The sequence below is a fragment of the Roseateles sp. genome (assembly GCF_019237615.1).
Lineage (GTDB): Bacteria > Pseudomonadota > Gammaproteobacteria > Burkholderiales > Burkholderiaceae_C > Pelomonas.
Genome location: NZ_JAFAGT010000039.1, coordinates 1 through 15246, shown reverse-complemented (window position 1 = coordinate 15246; position 15246 = coordinate 1). Strand labels below are relative to the sequence as shown.

The following is a 15246-nucleotide window of genomic DNA, read 5'->3' as shown; positions in this document are numbered from 1 at the left end:
TCACTTCGTTAATGCCGCCAGCCGGATCAGGTACTGGCGGGTGCACCGGTCGGGGTCTGTCAATGCCCCGACCCTTTCAAAAAATCAACGCTTGTCGAGACCTTGCGGCGGCCAGTTCTCGAGGCGGGCGCCGAGGGTGAGACCACGGGAAGCCAGGACTTCCTTGATCTCGTTGAGCGACTTGCGACCCAAGTTCGGGGTCTTCAGCAGCTCGGTCTCGGTGCGCTGGATCAGATCGCCGATGTAGTAGATGTTCTCGGCCTTCAGGCAGTTGGCCGAACGCACGGTCAGCTCGAGCTCGTCGACCGGACGCAGCAGGATGGGGTCGAAGCTGCTGGAGCGCTGGGCCGGCTGGTCGAAGGCGTCGACCAGGTCGGTGCCTTGCAGCTGGGCGAACACGGCGAGCTGTTCCACCAGGATCTTGGCGGAGGCGCGGATCGCTTCCTCGGGCGAGATGGCGCCGTTGGTCTCGATCTCCATGACCAGCTTGTCCAGGTCGGTACGCTGCTCGACGCGGGCGTTCTCCACGGCATAGCTGACGCGCTTGACGGGCGAGAACGAGGCGTCGAGGACGATGCGGCCAATGCTCTTGGTCGGCTCGTCGCCGAAGCGGCGCATCGTGCCGGGCACGTAGCCGCGGCCCTTCTCAACCTTGATCTGCATGTCCAGCTTGCCGCCTTGCGACAGATGGGCGATGACATGCTCAGGGTTGATGATCTCGACGTCGTGCGGGGTCTGGATGTCGGCCGCGGTGACGGGGCCCTCGCCTTCCTTGCGCAGGACCAGGGTCACTTCTTCACGGTTGTGCAGACGGAAGACGACGCCCTTGAGGTTCAGCATGATGTGAACCACGTCCTCTTGCACGCCGTCAATGGCCGAGTACTCGTGCAGCACGCCGGCGATCGTCACTTCCGTCGGCGCATAACCCACCATCGACGAGAGCAGCACACGGCGCAGGGCGTTGCCCAGGGTGTGACCGTAGCCGCGTTCGAACGGCTCCAGCGTGACCTTGGCGCGATGACCGCCCAGGGGCTCCACGTTGATGGACTTGGGTTTGAGCAAGTTGGTTTGCATGAGGTCTTTCTTTCAATACCCTCGGTTCGTTACACCGATAAGGCTGAGGACCAGCCGGGCAGAGCCTTCGAAGGGCTGTGATGCCCGGACGAGGAAACGCCGACCGCGCCCGAGTGGGCGCGATCGGCGGGGGGAAGCATTAACGCGAGTACAACTCGACGATCAGCGATTCATTGATCTCGGCGCCGAACTCGTCACGGTCCGGGGCCTTCTTGAACACGCCCTCGAGCTTGGCGCCGTCGACGGCCACCCAGGCCGGCAGGCCGATCGAGTCGGCCAGCTTGAACGACTCGGTCACGCGCAGCTGCTTCTTGGCCTTCTCGCGCACGGCGACGGTGTCACCGGCCTTGACCAAGTAGGAAGCGATGTTCACGACCTCGCCGTTCACCACGATGCCCTTGTGCGACACCAGCTGACGGGCTTCCGCGCGGGTGGAGCCAAAACCCATGCGGTAAACGACGTTGTCCAGGCGCGATTCCAGCAGCTGCAGCAGGTTCACGCCGGTCGAGCCCTTGCGACGCTCGGCTTCGGCGAAGTAGCGGCGGAACTGACGCTCCAGCACGCCGTACATGCGCTTGACCTTTTGCTTTTCACGCAGTTGCAGGCCGAAGTCGGAGGTGCGCTGACCGGAGGTACGACCGTGCTGGCCGGGCTTGCTGTCGAACTTGGCCTTGTCGCTGATGGCGCGGCGGGCGCTCTTCAGGTAGAGGTCGGTGCCTTCGCGGCGGGAAAGTTTGGCCTTGGGGCCGAGGTAGCGTGCCACTTTGAGTGTCCTTGTTCAATCTGACGCCAGTTGCCTGACGCGAGTCCAGCCGGTGTTGTTGTGGGCTTGGACGGTGGGCTTATGAGTCGGCCCCGCATGGACCCGACTCAAGACTGAAGCCGGCGCGGCACCTGAGTGCCCGCCGGCTTCGGGAAAACGAGCGATTATCGCACCGTCATCCGAATCTGCAAGATCCCGCTCGGGAGAGCCGGACTTAGATGCGGCGACGCTTCTGCGGACGGCAGCCGTTGTGCGGCACCGGAGTCACGTCAGAGATCGAGTTGATGCGGATGCCAAGCGCAGCCAGGGCGCGCACCGAAGACTCGCGACCCGGGCCGGGGCCCTTGATCTTGACGTCCAGGTTCTTGATGCCCTGCTCTTGAGCAGCGCGGCCGGCCACTTCAGCCGCCACCTGGGCTGCGAAGGGCGTCGACTTGCGCGAACCCTTGAAGCCCTGACCACCCGACGAAGCCCAGGACAGGGCGCCGCCTTGACGGTCGGTGATGGTGATGATGGTGTTGTTGAACGAGGCGTGGACGTGCGCGATGCCGTCGGCAACGTTCTTGCGGACCTTCTTGCGAACGCGCTGAGCCGCCGAATTATTGGGAGCCTTTGCCATATTGACCTTCTTTCAGTTCGGGCAGCTTACTTCTTGCCGGTCGCAGCCGACTTGCGCGGACCCTTGCGGGTGCGGGCATTCGTGCGGGTACGCTGGCCACGCATCGGCAGGCCGCGGCGATGACGGAAGCCGCGGTAGCAGCCGAGGTCCATCAGACGCTTGATGTTGATGGACTGCTCACGGCGCAGGTCACCTTCGATGGTCAGCTTGTTGACTTCATCGCGGATCTTCTCGAGATCGCCGTCGGTCAGGTCCTTGACCTTCTTGTCGAACGGGATGCCGCAGCTCGTGCAGATCTTCTGGGCGGTCGTACGGCCAATGCCGTAGATCGACGTCAGACCGATCTCAGTGTGCTTTTGCGGCGGAATGTTGATACCAGCAATACGTGCCATGGTTGTCCTCTAGTCCTGTCGTGCGCGCTGGGGCTCAGCCCTGGCGCTGCTTGTGGCGCGGGTCGGTGCAGATCACACGCACCACGCCCTTGCGGCGGATGATCTTGCAATTGCGGCACATCTGCTTCACGGATGCCGAAACTTTCATGGTCTGCTCCTTGGCCTAACTCTTATGCGCTCTTGACGCGTTCCCGGGGGTTCAAACAGCTCACTTCGCCCGGAACACGATGCGAGCACGACTCAAATCGTAGGGCGTCAGCTCCACGGTCACTTTGTCGCCAGGGAGGATGCGGATGTAGTGCATACGCATCTTGCCGGAGATGTGACCGAGAACGACATGCCCGTTCTCCAACTTGACCCTAAACGTAGCATTGGGGAGGTTCTCAAGAATCTCGCCCTGCATTTGAATGACGTCGTCCTTCGACATACGCTGCGTTCAGGTGTGGGTTGTCGAAATCAATCTTGGTTAACGGTCAGCTCTACACCCTCAGTTGGGCTTGAAGCTGGCCTTCTTCAGCAGCGATTCGTACTGCTGACTCATGATGTAACTCTGTACCTGAGCCCAGAAGTCCATCGTTACGACGACGATGATCAACAGGGACGTGCCACCAAAGTAGAACGGCACGTTGTACTTCAGCGTCAGGAACTCGGGCAGCAGGCAGACCAGCGTGATGTAGATCGCACCAGCCAGCGTCAGCCGCGACAGGATCTTGTCGATGTGCTTGGCCGTCTGCTCACCCGGACGGATGCCCGGGATGAAGGCGCCGCTCTTCTTCAGGTTGTCCGCCGTCTCACGGCTGTTGAACACCAGCGCCGTGTAGAAGAAACAGAAGAAGATGATCGCAGCGGAATACAGCAGCACATAGATCGGCTGACCCGGGCTGACCATGCTGGCCAGGTCCTTCAGCCAGCGCAGGCCGTCACCCGTCGCAAACCAGCTCACCACCGTCGTCGGCAGCAGGATGATGGAAGACGCGAAGATCGGTGGGATCACGCCCGACATGTTCAGCTTCAGCGGCAGGTGCGACGACTGGCCGCCATAGACCTTGTTGCCGACCTGGCGCTTCGCATAGTTCACGAGGATCTTGCGCTGACCACGTTCCACAAAGACCACGGCGAAGGTCACCAGCACGACCAGAGCGATCACGATCAGCGCCGAGCCGTAGCCCATTGCACCGGTACGCACCAGTTCGAACAGGCCGCCAATCGCACCCGGAAGGCCCGCGGCGATACCGCCGAAGATCAGGATCGAGATGCCATTGCCCAGACCGCGCTCGGTGATCTGCTCACCCAGCCACATCAGGAACATCGTACCGGCCACCAGGCTGGACACCGCGGTCAGGCGGAAGCCGAAACCGGGGTTCAGCACCAGACCGGCGGAGCCTTCCAGCGCCAGCGCGATCGACAGGCTCTGGAACAGCGCCAGGCCCAGCGTGCCGTAACGGGTGTACTGTGTGATCTTGCGGCGACCGGCCTCGCCTTCTTTCTTCAGCTGCTCCAGCGTCGGGACGACATAGGTCATCAACTGGATGACGATGGAAGCCGAGATGTAAGGCGTGATGCCCAACGCGAACACGGTGAAGCGCGACAGCGCACCGCCCGAGAACATGTTGAACAGGCTCAGGATGCCACCGGCCTGACCCTTGAAGAATTGGGCCAGCTGGTTCGGGTCGATACCGGGCACGGGGATATGCGCCCCGATACGGTAGACGACCAGAGCCAGCAGCAGGAACACAAGCCGGCGACGCAGGTCGCCGAACTTGCCGCTCTTGGCCAGCTGATTCGCGTTGGTAGCCACGCTGGATCAGTTCCTTGTGTGCTGGATTAAGCGACCGAGCCGCCCGCCGCCTCGATGGCCGCCTTGGCGCCCTTCGTGGCGTTCACGCCCTTCAGCGTGACCTTGCGCTCAATGGCGCCGGACAGGATCAGCTTGACCGACTTGGCCAGTTGCGGCACCAGGCCGACAGCCTTCAGCGTCGACACGTCGATCTCGTCGCCGGCCAGACCTTGCAGGTCCGACAGCGTGATCTCGGCGTTGTACTTCAGCGTCAGCGACTTGAAGCCACGCTTGGGCAGGCGACGCTGCAGCGGCATCTGGCCGCCTTCGAAGCCGACCTTGTGGTAGCCACCAGCGCGGGACTTCTGGCCCTTGTGGCCGCGACCTGCGGTCTTGCCCAGGCCGGAGCCGATGCCACGGCCGACACGGCGCTTGGCGTGCTTGGCGCCCTCTGCGGGCTTGATCGTGTTGAGTTCCATCACAGCACCTGAACCAGGTAGGCGATCTTGTTGATCATGCCGCGCACGGCGGGCGTGTCTTCCAGCGTGCTCTGGCTGTTCAGCTTGCGCAGACCCAGGCCGACCACGGTGGCACGGTGCGAGGCGCGGCAGCCGATGGGGCTACGCACCAGCTTGACCGTCACGGTTTTCTTGTCAGACATCTTGTGCTCCGCTCAGCGATCAGTTGAAGATTTCTTCAACCGTCTTGCCGCGCTTGGCAGCGACTTCCGACGCCGTCGTGGAACGCTTCAGAGCGTCCAGCGTGGCGCGGACCATGTTGTAAGGGTTGGTCGAACCGTGGCTCTTGGTCACGATGTCGGTCACACCCATCACTTCGAAGACGGCGCGCATCGGGCCGCCGGCGATGACACCGGTACCGGCGGGTGCCGGGGCCATGATGACGTGCGCAGCACCGTGCTCGCCCACCACGTTGTGGTGAATGGTGCCGTTCTTCAGGTTGACCTTGACCATGTTGCGGCGGGCCGATTCCATGGCCTTCTGCACCGCAACCGGCACTTCCTTAGCCTTGCCCTTGCCCATGCCGATGCGGCCATCGCCGTCGCCGACCACCGTCAGAGCGGCGAAGGACAGCGTACGGCCGCCCTTGACCACCTTGGTGACGCGGTTGACCGCGATCATCTTTTCCTTCAGGCCGTCGTCGTTGCCTTCAGCCTGAGCGCCGCGGGGTTGAAACTTTGCCATTTCGTATTCCTTGATGCGTCAGAACTGCAGGCCGGCTTCGCGGGCTGCTTCGGCCAGTGCCTTGACACGGCCGTGATAGGCGAAACCAGCGCGGTCGAAGGCGACCTTCTCGACGCCGGCAGCCTTCGCCTTCTCGGCAATCAGCTTGCCCACCAGCGTGGCGGCGGCGACGTTGCCGCCATTGCCGCTCAGCTGTTCGCGAACCGACTTCTCGGCGGTGGAGGCAGCAGCCAGCACCTGGCCGCCATCTTCCGAGACGACTTGGGCGTAGATATGCAGGTTGGAGCGGAACACCGTCAGACGGGCCACGCGCTGGATCGCAATGCGAGCGCGGGTCTGGCGCGAACGACGCAGGCGTTGTTCTTTCTTGGTCATCATGGCGCGGCTCCTTACTTCTTCTTGGTCTCTTTGAGGGTGACCTTCTCATCCGAATAACGGATGCCCTTGCCCTTGTAAGGCTCGGGAGGACGGAAGGCACGCACCTCGGCGGCGATTTGGCCGACGACCTGGCGGTCAGCGCCCTTGATGACGATTTCCGTCTGAGTCGGGCACTCGACCTTGATGCCGGCCGGCATGTCCTTCACCACGGGGTGGGAGAAGCCGATCTGCAGGTTCAGCTTCTGACCCTGGGCCTGGGCGCGGAAACCCACACCGACCAGGTTCAGCTTCTTCTCGAAGCCCTTGCTGACGCCGTTGACCATGTTGGCCACCAGGGCACGCATCGTGCCGCTCATCGCATCGGCTTCGGCCGATTCGTTGGCGGGCACGAAGCTCAGCTTGCCGGCTTCGTTCTTGACGGTAACAAGGCCGTTCGATGCACGCACCAGCGTGCCGAGCGAACCCTTGACGCTGATCGTCTCAGCGGACACGGTCACATCCACGCCTTGCGGGAGGTTGACCGGCATTTTTCCAACGCGGGACATTGTTCCTACTCCTTCGCTTAGGCGACGTAGCAGAGCACCTCGCCGCCGATACCGGCAGCGCGGGCCTTGCGGTCCGTCATGACGCCTTGCGGGGTCGTCACAATCGCCACGCCCAGGCCGTTCATGACCTGAGGAATGTCGTGGCGGCCCTTGTAGATGCGCAGGCCGGGGCGGCTGACGCGCTCGATACGCTCGATGACCGGGCGACCGGCGTAATACTTCAGCGCGATTTCCAGCTCGGGGCGGGCCGCTTCGCCGCGGACGGCGAAGTCGTCGATATAGCCTTCGTCCTTCAGGACCTTGGCAATCGCCACCTTCAGCTTGGACGACGGCATGGCAACGCTGGTCTTTTCGACGATCTGCGCGTTGCGGATGCGGGTCAGCATATCGGCGATGGGATCACTCATGCTCATTTGCGATTTCTCCTATCAGCCGATTACCAGCTGGCCTTGACGACACCGGGGATGTCGCCCTTGAAGGCCAGTTCACGGAACTTGTTACGGGCCAGGCCGAACTTGCGGAAGGTACCGCGCGGACGACCGGTCAGCTCGCAGCGGTTGCGCAGGCGGCTGGGGTAGGCGTTGCGAGGCAGCTTTTGCAGCTCAAGGCGAGCGGCGTAGCGCTCTTCCTCGGACTTCTTGCTGTCGTCGATGATGGCCTTGAGTTCCGCGTACTTCTTGGCGAACTTGGCGACCAGCGCCTCGCGCTTCAGCTCACGTTGTTTGATCGAGAGTTTTGCCACGGTTCACCTCAGTTCTTGAACGGAAACTTGAACGCAGCCAGCAGAGCCTTGGCTTCGTCGTCCGTCTTGGCAGTCGTCGTGATGCTGATGTTCAGACCACGCAGAGCATCCACCTTGTCGTACTCGATCTCGGGGAAGATGATTTGCTCTTTGACGCCGATGTTGTAGTTGCCACGACCGTCGAACGAGCGGCCGGAGATACCACGGAAGTCACGAACGCGCGGCAGCGCGATCGTCACGAAGCGGTCCAGGAATTCGTACATCTGGACGCCACGCAGCGTGACCATCGCGCCGATGGGCACGTTGTCGCGAATCTTGAAGCCGGCGATGGCCTTCTTGGACTTGGTGACCACGGGCTTCTGGCCGGCGATCTTGGTCAGGTCGCCGACGGCGTGGTCCATGACCTTCTTGTCAGCGACCGCCTCGCTCACGCCCATGTTGAGCGTGATCTTGGTGATGCGCGGCACTTCCATGACCGACTTGTAGCCGAACTTCTCAGTCAGGCTGGGCACGATTTTTTCGCGGTAATGCGTTTGCAGACGAGCCATGTCGGACCTCTTAAGCCTTGATCTCTTCGCCGGTCGACTTGTAGACGCGCACCCGCTTGCCGTCGACGAGCTTGATGCCCACGCGATCGGCCTTGCCGGAGGCGGCGTTGAAGATCGCCACGTTGGATTGATGGATGGGCATGGTCTTGTCGACGACGCCGCCGGTGGTGCCCTTCATGGGGTTGGGCTTGACGTGCTTCTTCACGACGTTGACGCCATCGACCACCACGTGGTCGGCATCAGCGCGCGCGGACACGGTGCCGCGCTTGCCCTTGTCGCGGCCGGTCAACACGATGACCTGGTCGCCGGTACGGATCTTGTTCATGGCTTACCTCAGACAGTGGGGGCTCAAAGCACCTCGGGCGCCAGCGACACGATCTTCATGAAGCGCTCGGTACGCAGTTCACGCGTGACCGGGCCGAAGATGCGGGTGCCGATGGGCTCCAGCTTGGCATTGAGCAGCACGGCGGCATTGCCGTCGAACTTGACGAGCGAGCCGTCCTGGCGGCGCACGCCCTTGGCGGTGCGAACGACCACAGCGCTGTAGACCTCGCCCTTCTTCACGCGACCACGCGGAGCAGCTTCTTTGATGCTGACCTTGATGATGTCGCCAATGTGTGCATAGCGACGCTTGGAGCCGCCCAGCACCTTGATGCACTGAACGGACTTCGCGCCAGTGTTGTCCGCGACATCAAGCCGCGATTGCATTTGGATCATGTCTGTCCCCAACTTGCCCCGAGTTGCAGCGAACTGCGCGTCGGTCAGTCTTGGGCCCGTAAGTCAGACAGCTTGCGGCTTGGCCACTTGCTGCCCAACGGTTGAGGGCGGATCCGAAGCCAGCATGGGCGCCTGCGTAACAGGCGCACTGGCATTCGGCGAAGCTGCGCATTATGCAGTGAGAACCCTTGGGGCGTCAATGCCTGGCGCAGAAGTTTTTGCAGGTCGGCCGTCGCCGACCCCTCAATGGCGCCTCTTGCTCAGGCAGCCCTGGCCTGCCCCAGCATCGTGGCAGCGTCGCTGACCTCGAACTTGGCCGGCCCCTCGACGTTCAGCGTCTTGACGACACCATCCTTGACCAGCATGGAGTAGCGCTGCGAGCGCAGACCCATACCCTTGGCCGTCAGGTCCAGCGTCAGGCCGGTGGCCTGGGCGAAGACGGCGCTGCCATCGGCCATCATGCGGACCTTGCCGGCCGTCTTCTGATCGCGCCCCCAGGCGCCCATGACGAAGGCGTCGTTGACGGAGATGCACCAGATTTCATCCACGCCGGCCGCCTTCAGCGCTTCGGCCGCCTCGACGTAGCCGGGCACATGCTTGGCGGAGCAGGTCGGCGTGTAGGCGCCGGGAAGGCCGAAGATCGCGATGGTCTTGCCGGCCGTGGACTTCTCGATGTCGAAGCTGTTGGGACCGAGGGAGCAGCCCTCGCCTTCCACTTCGATGAATTCCTGCAGGCTGCCTGCAGGCAGCTTGTCGCCAACCTTGATCATGATGTCGCTCCTCGGTGTGTCAATGAGGGTTCTCGAAACAAAAAACCGGCCCGCCAGTTGCCCAGCGCGCCGGTTGTGCAGCGGTCATGCGACCGGTGTCTTTAGACGATCTCAGCCTTCTCGACCAGGCGGGTCACGACCCAGCTCTTGGTCTTGGAGATCGGACGGCCTTCGCTGATCTCGACGACGTCACCCATCTTGTACTCGCCCTTTTCGTCGTGGGCGTGATACTTGCGGGAACGGGCCACGATCTTGCCGTAGAGCTCGTGCTTGGCGCGACGCTCGACCAGGACGGTGACCGTCTTGGCACGCTTGTCGCTGACCACGCGCCCCACCAGGGTGCGGGTGTTCTTCACTTGGGCCTCAGTCATTTCGTGGCCTCCTTCTTCTTCTCGGCCAGGACAGTCTTGGCACGAGCGATGTCGCGGCGGGTCTTGCCCAGCTGGCTGTGGTTGGTCAGCTGCTGAGTAGCCTTTTGCATGCGCAGGCCGAAGTGGGCCTTCAGCAGGTCGGTCACTTCCTTCTCGAGGGCAGCGACGTCCTTGGCGCGGAGTTCAGTTGCTTTCATGGTGTCCTTCCTCAGGTACCGACCTGGCGGGCCACGAAGGTGCAACGCAGCGGCAGCTTGGCAGCGGCCAGCGTGAACGCCTCGCGGGCCAGCTCTTCCGGCACGCCGTTGATCTCGTAGAGCACCTTGCCGGGCTGGATCTCAGCCACGTAGTACTCCGGGTTGCCCTTGCCGTTACCCATACGGACTTCGGCAGGCTTTTGCGAGATGGGCTTGTCCGGGAAGATGCGGATGAAGATCCGGCCGCCACGCTTGATGTGGCGCGAGATCGCGCGGCGAGCCGCCTCGATCTGGCGGGCCGTCAGGCGGCCGCGCTCCGTGGCCTTCAGGCCGAAGTCACCGAAAGACACCGCAGCACCGCGGGTCGCAACACCGGTGTTGCGGCCCTTCTGCTCCTTGCGGTACTTGCGACGATTAGGTTGCAGCATGTTTATTCTCCTTTGGCCTCACCGGCGGCGGGAGCCTTGCGGATCACGCGCTTGCCGGCGGGCTTGGCTGCGTCACCCGTGGGGGCGGCGGCAGCGGGCTGGTCTGCTCCGTCACGCGGGCCACGGTCGCCACCCGGGCGGCCACGGCCACCGGGAGCGCCCGGACGGGCGTTGCGGCGCGGGCGACGATCGTCTTCGGCGCCAGCGGGGGTGTTGATGACGGGGGCCTCGCCGTTGGCCAGGCGGTCACCGCGGTAGACCCAGACCTTGACGCCGATGACGCCATAGGTGGTCTTGGCCTCGGAGAAGCCGTAGTCGATGTCGGCCTTCAGCGTGTGCAGGGGCACACGACCTTCGCGATACCACTCGGTGCGAGCGATCTCGATGCCGTTCAGACGACCGGCGCTCATGATCTTGATGCCCTGAGCACCCAGACGCATGGCGTTCTGCATCGCGCGCTTCATTGCGCGGCGGAACATGATGCGCTTCTCGAGCTGCTGCGTGATCGAGTCGGCGATCAGCTGAGCATCGACCTCAGGCTTGCGCACTTCCTCGATGTTGACGGCGACGGGCACGCCCAGACGCTTGGTCAACTCAGCCTTCAGGGCCTCGATGTCCTCGCCCTTCTTGCCGATCACGACGCCCGGACGAGCCGAGAAGATCGTGATGCGGGCGTTCTTGGCGGGGCGCTCGATCAGGATGCGCGAGACGGCGGCATTCTTGAGCTTGGCCTTCAGGTAGTCACGAACTTGCAGATCTTCGGCCAGCATCGTGGCGAAGTTCTGGTTGTTCGCGTACCAGCGCGAAGCCCAGTTGCGGGTGACGGGAAGGCGGAAGCCAACCGGATGGATTTTCTGTCCCATAGTCTTCCTTGCGCCTTAGTTGCCGACGGCCACGAAGATGTGGCACGTGGGCTTGCTGATGCGGTTGCCGCGGCCCTTGGCGCGAGCCGAGAAGCGCTTCAGCGTGGCACCCTGTTCGACGTAGATCGAGGTGACCTTGAGTTCATCGATGTCCGCGCCGTCGTTGTGCTCGGCGTTGGCGATGGCGCTTTCCAGCGCCTTCTTGATGATCAAGGCGGCCTTCTTCTGGGTGAAGGTCAGGATGTTGAGGGCGTGATCCACCTTCTTGCCGCGGATCATGTCGGCCACGAGGCGGCCCTTGTCACACGACAGGCGGACGCCACGGACGATTGCTTTGGTTTCCATCGTCTCCAGTCCTTACTTCTTCCCGGCCTTCTTGTCGGCCGGGTGGCCCTTGAAGGTGCGGGTCAGTGCGAATTCACCCAGCTTGTGGCCAACCATCTGGTCGGACACATAGACCGGCACGTGCTGCTTGCCGTTGTGCACGGCGATCGTCAGACCGATGAACTCGGGCAGGATCGTCGAGCGGCGCGACCAGGTCTTGATGGGCTTCTTGTCTTTGATGGCAACTGCCTTGTCGACCTTGGCCTGCAGGTGGTGGTCAACGAAGGGGCCCTTCTTCAGCGAACGAGTCATGGCCTAGCCCTTACTTCTTGCGACGCGAGACGATGAACGTCTGCGTGCGCTTGTTGTTGCGAGTGCGGTAGCCCTTCGTCAGGGTGTTCCACGGCGACACGGGGACCTGACCCTCGCCAGTGCGGCCTTCGCCACCACCGTGCGGGTGATCCACCGGGTTCATCGCCACACCGCGAACGGTCGGGCGGACACCCTTCCAGCGGATCGCACCGGCCTTGCCGTACTGGCGCAGGCTGTGCTCTTCGTTGCTCACTTCACCGATGGTGGCGCGGCAGTCGATGTGCACACGGCGGACTTCGCCGGAGCGCAGACGGATCTGGGCGTAGACGCCTTCACGAGCCATCAGGACAGCGGAGGTGCCGGCCGAACGGATCATCTGGGCACCCTTGCCAGGCTGCAGCTCGATGCAGTGGATGGTCGAACCCACCGGGATGTTGCGGATGGGCAGCGTGTTGCCGGCCTTGATCGGCGCTTCAGAGCCGCTCAGGATGGTCGCGCCCACTTCCAGACCGCGCGGAGCGATCACGTAGCGGCGCTCGCCGTCGGCGTAGCACACCAGCGCAATGTGGGCAGTGCGGTTGGGGTCGTACTCGATGGTCTCGACCTTGGCCGGAATGCCGTCCTTGTTGCGCTTGAAGTCGACCACGCGGTAGTGGTGCTTGTGACCACCGCCCTTGTGGCGAATCGTGATGTGACCGTTGTTGTTGCGGCCGGAGTTCTGGATTTGCGGCTCAAGCAAAGCTGCATGGGGCGCGCCCTTGTGCAGGTGCTTGTGCACCACCTTGACGACGCCACGGCGACCGGGCGAAGTAGGCTTGACTTTGACGATGGCCATTTACGCGGCCTCCCCGGAGAAATTGAGCTCTTGACCAGCCTTGAGGGCCACGTAGGCCTTCTTGACATGGTCGCGGCGGCCGGCACGGCCACCGAAGCGCTTGGTCTTGCCCTTGACCTGGACGACGTTGACCGACTCGACCTCGACCTTGAACATCAGTTCAACGGCAGCCTTGATCTCGGGCTTGGTGGCGTCGCGCAGGACCTTGAACAGGACCTGGTTGTGCTTCTCGGCGACTTGCGTGGCCTTCTCGGACACGATGGGCGCGAGCAGCACCTGGGCCAAACGGCCTTCAGCAAACTTGGGGGCGCTCATGCCAGCATCTCCTTGAGTTGCTCGACCGCAGCCTTGGTCACCAGCACCTTCTTGTAGAAGACGAGGGACAGCGGGTCGGCGTAGCGCGGCTCGACGACGAGCACATTGGCCAGATTGCGCGAGGCCAGTGCGAGGTTGTCGTCGACGATGTCGGAAATGACCATCACCGAGTCCAGGCCCATGGCCTTGAACTTGGCGGCCAGCAGCTTGGTCTTGGGGGCTTCGACCGAGATCGAATCCACCACAGCCAGGCGGCCTTCACGGGCCAGCTGCGACAGGATCGCGGCCATGCCGGCGCGGTACATCTTCTTGTTCAGCTTGTGCGAGAAGTTCTCGTCAGGCATGTTCGGGAAGATGCGACCGCCCCCGCGCCACAGCGGCGACGAGGTCATACCGGCGCGAGCGCGGCCGGTACCCTTCTGGCGGAAGGGCTTCTTGGTCGAGTGATGGACCTGTTCACGGTCCTTCTGGGCGCGGGTGCCTTGGCGGGCGTTGGCCTGGAAGGCCACGACCACCTGGTGCACCAGGGCTTCGTTGTAGTCGCGAGCGAAGACGGTGTCAGGCGCGTCCACCTTGGAGGTGGCCTGACCCTGCTCGTTCAGGAGCTCGAGCTGCATCAGTTGGCTCCCTTCTTGATCTTGACCTTGACGGCGGGGCGAACGACCACGTGGCCGTTCTTGGCACCCGGCACCGCACCGCGGACCAGCAGCAGTTGACGGGCTTCGTCAACGCGCACGATGTCCAGGTTCTGGGTGGTGACGGTCTCGTCGCCCATGTGGCCGGTCATCTTCTTGCCCGGGAACACGCGACCCGGATCTTGCGCCATCGAGATCGAGCCCGGCACGTTGTGCGAACGGCTGTTACCGTGCGACGCGCGCTGCGAGCTGAAGTTGTGGCGCTTGATGGTGCCGGCGTAGCCCTTACCGATGGACGTACCCTGCACGTCGACCAGCTGGCCAGCGGCGAACAGCGTCACCGGGACGGTCGCGCCAGCTTGGTACTGGGCGGCGACGTCGGCTTCGACGCGGAATTCCTTGAGGATGCGACCGGCTTCGACACCCGCCTTGGCGAGGTGGCCGGCTTCCGGCTTGGTCACGCGCGAAGCTTTGCGCGCACCGAACGCCACCTGGATGGCGCTGTAGCCGTCGGTCTCTTGGGTCTTGACCTGGGTCACGCGATTGTTGGACACGTCCAGCACCGTCACGGGAATGGCATCGCCATCGTCCGTGAAGATGCGCATCATGCCCACCTTGCGGCCCAGCAAACCGAGACGGTTGCTCAGACTCATGTTTTTCTCCAGCCCCAGCCACTCTCGCGACCGAAGCCATTACGAACACCCGACATCGATTGGCCGGGCTGACCTTGCAGCACCGCCGAAGCGGCGCCACGCGAATTCCGGGCAGGCATAGCCGACCCGGGAAAGCTGGCGAGTATAGCCTGCGGGATACTCCCGATGCAAGCAGCAGACCTCACGCAGCTCAATGAATTAGGCCCCGGCCTGTCGAGACAGGGCCGGGGCCTGCGGTTCACAGGCCCGAAGGCCTGGAAATTACTGCAGCTTGATCTCGACGTCGACGCCCGCGGGCAGGTCGAGCTTCATCAGCGCATCGACCGTCTTGTCGGTCGGGTCGACGATGTCCATCAGGCGCTGGTGGGTGCGGATCTCGAACTGGTCGCGGCTGGTCTTGTTGACGTGCGGCGAACGCAGGATGTCGAAACGTTCCATGCGCGTCGGCAGGGGCACGGGACCCTTGACGATGGCGCCGGTGCGCTTGGCGGTCTCGACGATCTCGAGAGCCGACTGGTCGATCAGCTTGTAATCAAACGCCTTCAGGCGGATGCGGATCTTTTGCTTTTGCATGACGGTTCCTTAAAGAGCAGGTGGTGAGCGTCGGGCGGCAGCCGCCCGACGCACGTCACGCCGTGATTACTCGAGGATCGTGGCGACGACGCCCGAACCGACGGTGCGGCCACCTTCACGGATGGCGAAGCGCAGGCCCTGCTCCATCGCGATGGGGGCGATCAGCTTCACGGTGATGCCGACGTTGTCGCCGGGCATGACCATTTCCTTGTC

General features: G+C 63.1%; 30 protein-coding genes. All 30 read right to left on the bottom strand.

Going from position 1 to position 15246, the window contains the following annotated elements:
* Window positions 1–84: 84 nt before the first annotated feature.
* Window positions 85–1074 carry a DNA-directed RNA polymerase subunit alpha gene (locus JOY88_RS06885; RefSeq protein ID WP_056194188.1) on the bottom strand — a complete coding sequence of 330 codons (990 nt, stop codon included), beginning with the start codon at window positions 1072–1074 and terminating at the stop codon, window positions 85–87.
* A gap of 139 nt (window positions 1075–1213) precedes the next feature.
* Entirely contained in the window at window positions 1214–1837 is a 624-nt protein-coding gene (rpsD, locus tag JOY88_RS06880) for a 30S ribosomal protein S4 (protein WP_293501465.1), read from the bottom strand.
* A 214-nt stretch (window positions 1838–2051) separates the two neighbouring features.
* Window positions 2052–2456, bottom strand: coding sequence for a 30S ribosomal protein S11 (gene rpsK / locus JOY88_RS06875; protein WP_056194196.1), 405 nt, complete (start codon window positions 2454–2456; stop codon window positions 2052–2054).
* A 26-nt stretch (window positions 2457–2482) separates the two neighbouring features.
* Window positions 2483–2848: a 30S ribosomal protein S13 gene (rpsM, locus tag JOY88_RS06870; RefSeq protein WP_293501461.1), complete on the bottom strand. Its 366-nt coding sequence runs from the start codon at window positions 2846–2848 to the stop codon at window positions 2483–2485.
* Between the two features lie 34 nt (window positions 2849–2882).
* Window positions 2883–2996 carry a 50S ribosomal protein L36 gene (gene rpmJ, locus JOY88_RS06865; RefSeq protein WP_056194202.1) on the bottom strand — a complete coding sequence of 38 codons (114 nt, stop codon included), beginning with the start codon at window positions 2994–2996 and terminating at the stop codon, window positions 2883–2885.
* A gap of 60 nt (window positions 2997–3056) precedes the next feature.
* On the bottom strand, window positions 3057–3275 hold the full coding sequence (gene infA / locus JOY88_RS06860; protein ID WP_011830996.1) for a translation initiation factor IF-1: 219 nt from the start codon (window positions 3273–3275) through the stop codon (window positions 3057–3059).
* A gap of 60 nt (window positions 3276–3335) precedes the next feature.
* Window positions 3336–4646, bottom strand: coding sequence for a preprotein translocase subunit SecY (gene secY / locus JOY88_RS06855; protein WP_293501457.1), 1311 nt, complete (start codon window positions 4644–4646; stop codon window positions 3336–3338).
* Between the two features lie 26 nt (window positions 4647–4672).
* Window positions 4673–5104, bottom strand: coding sequence for a 50S ribosomal protein L15 (gene rplO / locus JOY88_RS06850; protein ID WP_293501455.1), 432 nt, complete (start codon window positions 5102–5104; stop codon window positions 4673–4675).
* The gene (gene rpmD, locus JOY88_RS06845; RefSeq protein WP_056877725.1) at window positions 5104–5286 is read right to left on the bottom strand and encodes a 50S ribosomal protein L30; all 183 of its coding nucleotides are present in this window, start codon (window positions 5284–5286) and stop codon (window positions 5104–5106) included. Before rpmD ends, rplO begins: the two co-directional genes overlap by 1 nt.
* A 19-nt stretch (window positions 5287–5305) precedes the next feature.
* On the bottom strand, window positions 5306–5827 hold the full coding sequence (rpsE, locus tag JOY88_RS06840; protein ID WP_293501452.1) for a 30S ribosomal protein S5: 522 nt from the start codon (window positions 5825–5827) through the stop codon (window positions 5306–5308).
* 18 nt (window positions 5828–5845) lie between these two features.
* Entirely contained in the window at window positions 5846–6205 is a 360-nt protein-coding gene (rplR, locus tag JOY88_RS06835; RefSeq protein ID WP_293501450.1) for a 50S ribosomal protein L18, read from the bottom strand.
* Between the two features lie 11 nt (window positions 6206–6216).
* Window positions 6217–6750, bottom strand: a complete 534-nt coding sequence (gene rplF / locus JOY88_RS06830; protein WP_293501448.1) for a 50S ribosomal protein L6 — start codon at window positions 6748–6750, stop codon at window positions 6217–6219.
* A gap of 17 nt (window positions 6751–6767) precedes the next feature.
* Complete coding sequence (gene rpsH, locus JOY88_RS06825; RefSeq protein WP_056194221.1) at window positions 6768–7163, bottom strand: 30S ribosomal protein S8; 396 nt, start codon at window positions 7161–7163, stop codon at window positions 6768–6770.
* A gap of 23 nt (window positions 7164–7186) precedes the next feature.
* Window positions 7187–7492, bottom strand: a complete 306-nt coding sequence (gene rpsN / locus JOY88_RS06820) for a 30S ribosomal protein S14 (protein WP_293501447.1) — start codon at window positions 7490–7492, stop codon at window positions 7187–7189.
* Window positions 7493–7500: 8 nt separating this feature from the next.
* The gene (rplE, locus tag JOY88_RS06815) at window positions 7501–8040 is read right to left on the bottom strand and encodes a 50S ribosomal protein L5 (RefSeq protein ID WP_268169246.1); all 540 of its coding nucleotides are present in this window, start codon (window positions 8038–8040) and stop codon (window positions 7501–7503) included.
* Window positions 8041–8050: 10 nt separating this feature from the next.
* Window positions 8051–8365, bottom strand: coding sequence for a 50S ribosomal protein L24 (rplX, locus tag JOY88_RS06810; protein ID WP_293501446.1), 315 nt, complete (start codon window positions 8363–8365; stop codon window positions 8051–8053).
* Window positions 8366–8388: 23 nt separating this feature from the next.
* Window positions 8389–8757: a 50S ribosomal protein L14 gene (gene rplN / locus JOY88_RS06805; protein WP_056194233.1), complete on the bottom strand. Its 369-nt coding sequence runs from the start codon at window positions 8755–8757 to the stop codon at window positions 8389–8391.
* Between the two features lie 260 nt (window positions 8758–9017).
* Window positions 9018–9527 (bottom strand): peroxiredoxin, encoded by a 510-nt coding sequence (locus JOY88_RS06800; protein ID WP_293501442.1) that lies wholly within the window; start codon window positions 9525–9527, stop codon window positions 9018–9020.
* 101 nt (window positions 9528–9628) lie between these two features.
* Window positions 9629–9898, bottom strand: coding sequence for a 30S ribosomal protein S17 (rpsQ, locus tag JOY88_RS06795; protein ID WP_132576752.1), 270 nt, complete (start codon window positions 9896–9898; stop codon window positions 9629–9631).
* On the bottom strand, window positions 9895–10095 hold the full coding sequence (rpmC, locus tag JOY88_RS06790; protein ID WP_293501437.1) for a 50S ribosomal protein L29: 201 nt from the start codon (window positions 10093–10095) through the stop codon (window positions 9895–9897). The genes rpsQ and rpmC overlap by 4 nt, the downstream gene beginning before the upstream one ends.
* An 11-nt stretch (window positions 10096–10106) precedes the next feature.
* Entirely contained in the window at window positions 10107–10523 is a 417-nt protein-coding gene (gene rplP / locus JOY88_RS06785) for a 50S ribosomal protein L16 (RefSeq protein ID WP_293501436.1), read from the bottom strand.
* Window positions 10524–10525: 2 nt separating this feature from the next.
* Complete coding sequence (rpsC, locus tag JOY88_RS06780; RefSeq protein ID WP_268154371.1) at window positions 10526–11386, bottom strand: 30S ribosomal protein S3; 861 nt, start codon at window positions 11384–11386, stop codon at window positions 10526–10528.
* A 15-nt stretch (window positions 11387–11401) separates the two neighbouring features.
* The gene (rplV, locus tag JOY88_RS06775; RefSeq protein ID WP_088484479.1) at window positions 11402–11731 is read right to left on the bottom strand and encodes a 50S ribosomal protein L22; all 330 of its coding nucleotides are present in this window, start codon (window positions 11729–11731) and stop codon (window positions 11402–11404) included.
* A 12-nt stretch (window positions 11732–11743) separates the two neighbouring features.
* Window positions 11744–12022, bottom strand: a complete 279-nt coding sequence (gene rpsS, locus JOY88_RS06770; RefSeq protein ID WP_119046637.1) for a 30S ribosomal protein S19 — start codon at window positions 12020–12022, stop codon at window positions 11744–11746.
* Window positions 12023–12032: 10 nt separating this feature from the next.
* The gene (gene rplB / locus JOY88_RS06765) at window positions 12033–12857 is read right to left on the bottom strand and encodes a 50S ribosomal protein L2 (protein ID WP_119046636.1); all 825 of its coding nucleotides are present in this window, start codon (window positions 12855–12857) and stop codon (window positions 12033–12035) included.
* Window positions 12858–13172, bottom strand: a complete 315-nt coding sequence (gene rplW, locus JOY88_RS06760) for a 50S ribosomal protein L23 (RefSeq protein ID WP_293501433.1) — start codon at window positions 13170–13172, stop codon at window positions 12858–12860. It abuts the gene before it with no gap.
* A complete protein-coding gene (gene rplD / locus JOY88_RS06755; RefSeq protein WP_293501431.1) occupies window positions 13169–13789 on the bottom strand; it encodes a 50S ribosomal protein L4 in 621 nt (206 codons plus the stop codon). Before rplD ends, rplW begins: the two co-directional genes overlap by 4 nt.
* Window positions 13789–14460 (bottom strand): 50S ribosomal protein L3, encoded by a 672-nt coding sequence (rplC, locus tag JOY88_RS06750; protein ID WP_268154380.1) that lies wholly within the window; start codon window positions 14458–14460, stop codon window positions 13789–13791. Before rplC ends, rplD begins: the two co-directional genes overlap by 1 nt.
* Window positions 14461–14721: 261 nt before the next feature.
* Window positions 14722–15033 carry a 30S ribosomal protein S10 gene (rpsJ, locus tag JOY88_RS06745; protein ID WP_056194266.1) on the bottom strand — a complete coding sequence of 104 codons (312 nt, stop codon included), beginning with the start codon at window positions 15031–15033 and terminating at the stop codon, window positions 14722–14724.
* A gap of 66 nt (window positions 15034–15099) precedes the next feature.
* Window positions 15100–15246: EF-Tu C-terminal domain-related protein (locus JOY88_RS06740; protein WP_524539190.1), on the bottom strand; the 147-nt coding region annotated here is incomplete at its 5' end.

What these genes read in the sequence shown, in the direction of transcription:
- infA (WP_011830996.1), bottom strand. Translation starts at nt 3,275, where the DNA reads ATGTCGAAGGACGACGTCATTCAAATGCAGGGCGAGATTCTTGAGAAC.
- rpsE (WP_293501452.1), bottom strand. Translation starts at nt 5,827, where the DNA reads ATGGCAAAGTTTCAACCCCGCGGCGCTCAGGCTGAAGGCAACGACGAC.
- rplP (WP_293501436.1), bottom strand. Translation starts at nt 10,523, where the DNA reads ATGCTGCAACCTAATCGTCGCAAGTACCGCAAGGAGCAGAAGGGCCGC.
- JOY88_RS06800 (WP_293501442.1), bottom strand. Translation starts at nt 9,527, where the DNA reads ATGATCAAGGTTGGCGACAAGCTGCCTGCAGGCAGCCTGCAGGAATTC.
- rplC (WP_268154380.1), bottom strand. Translation starts at nt 14,460, where the DNA reads ATGAGTCTGAGCAACCGTCTCGGTTTGCTGGGCCGCAAGGTGGGCATG.
- rpsQ (WP_132576752.1), bottom strand. Translation starts at nt 9,898, where the DNA reads ATGACTGAGGCCCAAGTGAAGAACACCCGCACCCTGGTGGGGCGCGTG.
- rplW (WP_293501433.1), bottom strand. Translation starts at nt 13,172, where the DNA reads ATGAGCGCCCCCAAGTTTGCTGAAGGCCGTTTGGCCCAGGTGCTGCTC.
- rpsC (WP_268154371.1), bottom strand. Translation starts at nt 11,386, where the DNA reads ATGGGACAGAAAATCCATCCGGTTGGCTTCCGCCTTCCCGTCACCCGC.
- rpmD (WP_056877725.1), bottom strand. Translation starts at nt 5,286, where the DNA reads ATGTCTGACAAGAAAACCGTGACGGTCAAGCTGGTGCGTAGCCCCATC.
- rplD (WP_293501431.1), bottom strand. Translation starts at nt 13,789, where the DNA reads ATGCAGCTCGAGCTCCTGAACGAGCAGGGTCAGGCCACCTCCAAGGTG.
- rpsK (WP_056194196.1), bottom strand. Translation starts at nt 2,456, where the DNA reads ATGGCAAAGGCTCCCAATAATTCGGCGGCTCAGCGCGTTCGCAAGAAG.
- rpsJ (WP_056194266.1), bottom strand. Translation starts at nt 15,033, where the DNA reads ATGCAAAAGCAAAAGATCCGCATCCGCCTGAAGGCGTTTGATTACAAG.
- rplF (WP_293501448.1), bottom strand. Translation starts at nt 6,750, where the DNA reads ATGTCCCGCGTTGGAAAAATGCCGGTCAACCTCCCGCAAGGCGTGGAT.
- rpsS (WP_119046637.1), bottom strand. Translation starts at nt 12,022, where the DNA reads ATGACTCGTTCGCTGAAGAAGGGCCCCTTCGTTGACCACCACCTGCAG.
- rplO (WP_293501455.1), bottom strand. Translation starts at nt 5,104, where the DNA reads ATGGAACTCAACACGATCAAGCCCGCAGAGGGCGCCAAGCACGCCAAG.
- rpsM (WP_293501461.1), bottom strand. Translation starts at nt 2,848, where the DNA reads ATGGCACGTATTGCTGGTATCAACATTCCGCCGCAAAAGCACACTGAG.
- rplN (WP_056194233.1), bottom strand. Translation starts at nt 8,757, where the DNA reads ATGATCCAAATGCAATCGCGGCTTGATGTCGCGGACAACACTGGCGCG.
- rplE (WP_268169246.1), bottom strand. Translation starts at nt 8,040, where the DNA reads ATGGCTCGTCTGCAAACGCATTACCGCGAAAAAATCGTGCCCAGCCTG.
- rplR (WP_293501450.1), bottom strand. Translation starts at nt 6,205, where the DNA reads ATGATGACCAAGAAAGAACAACGCCTGCGTCGTTCGCGCCAGACCCGC.
- rplB (WP_119046636.1), bottom strand. Translation starts at nt 12,857, where the DNA reads ATGGCCATCGTCAAAGTCAAGCCTACTTCGCCCGGTCGCCGTGGCGTC.
- rplX (WP_293501446.1), bottom strand. Translation starts at nt 8,365, where the DNA reads ATGAACAAGATCCGTACCGGCGACCAGGTCATCGTGTTGACCGGCCGC.
- JOY88_RS06885 (WP_056194188.1), bottom strand. Translation starts at nt 1,074, where the DNA reads ATGCAAACCAACTTGCTCAAACCCAAGTCCATCAACGTGGAGCCCCTG.
- rpmJ (WP_056194202.1), bottom strand. Translation starts at nt 2,996, where the DNA reads ATGAAAGTTTCGGCATCCGTGAAGCAGATGTGCCGCAATTGCAAGATC.
- rpsH (WP_056194221.1), bottom strand. Translation starts at nt 7,163, where the DNA reads ATGAGCATGAGTGATCCCATCGCCGATATGCTGACCCGCATCCGCAAC.
- rplV (WP_088484479.1), bottom strand. Translation starts at nt 11,731, where the DNA reads ATGGAAACCAAAGCAATCGTCCGTGGCGTCCGCCTGTCGTGTGACAAG.
- rpmC (WP_293501437.1), bottom strand. Translation starts at nt 10,095, where the DNA reads ATGAAAGCAACTGAACTCCGCGCCAAGGACGTCGCTGCCCTCGAGAAG.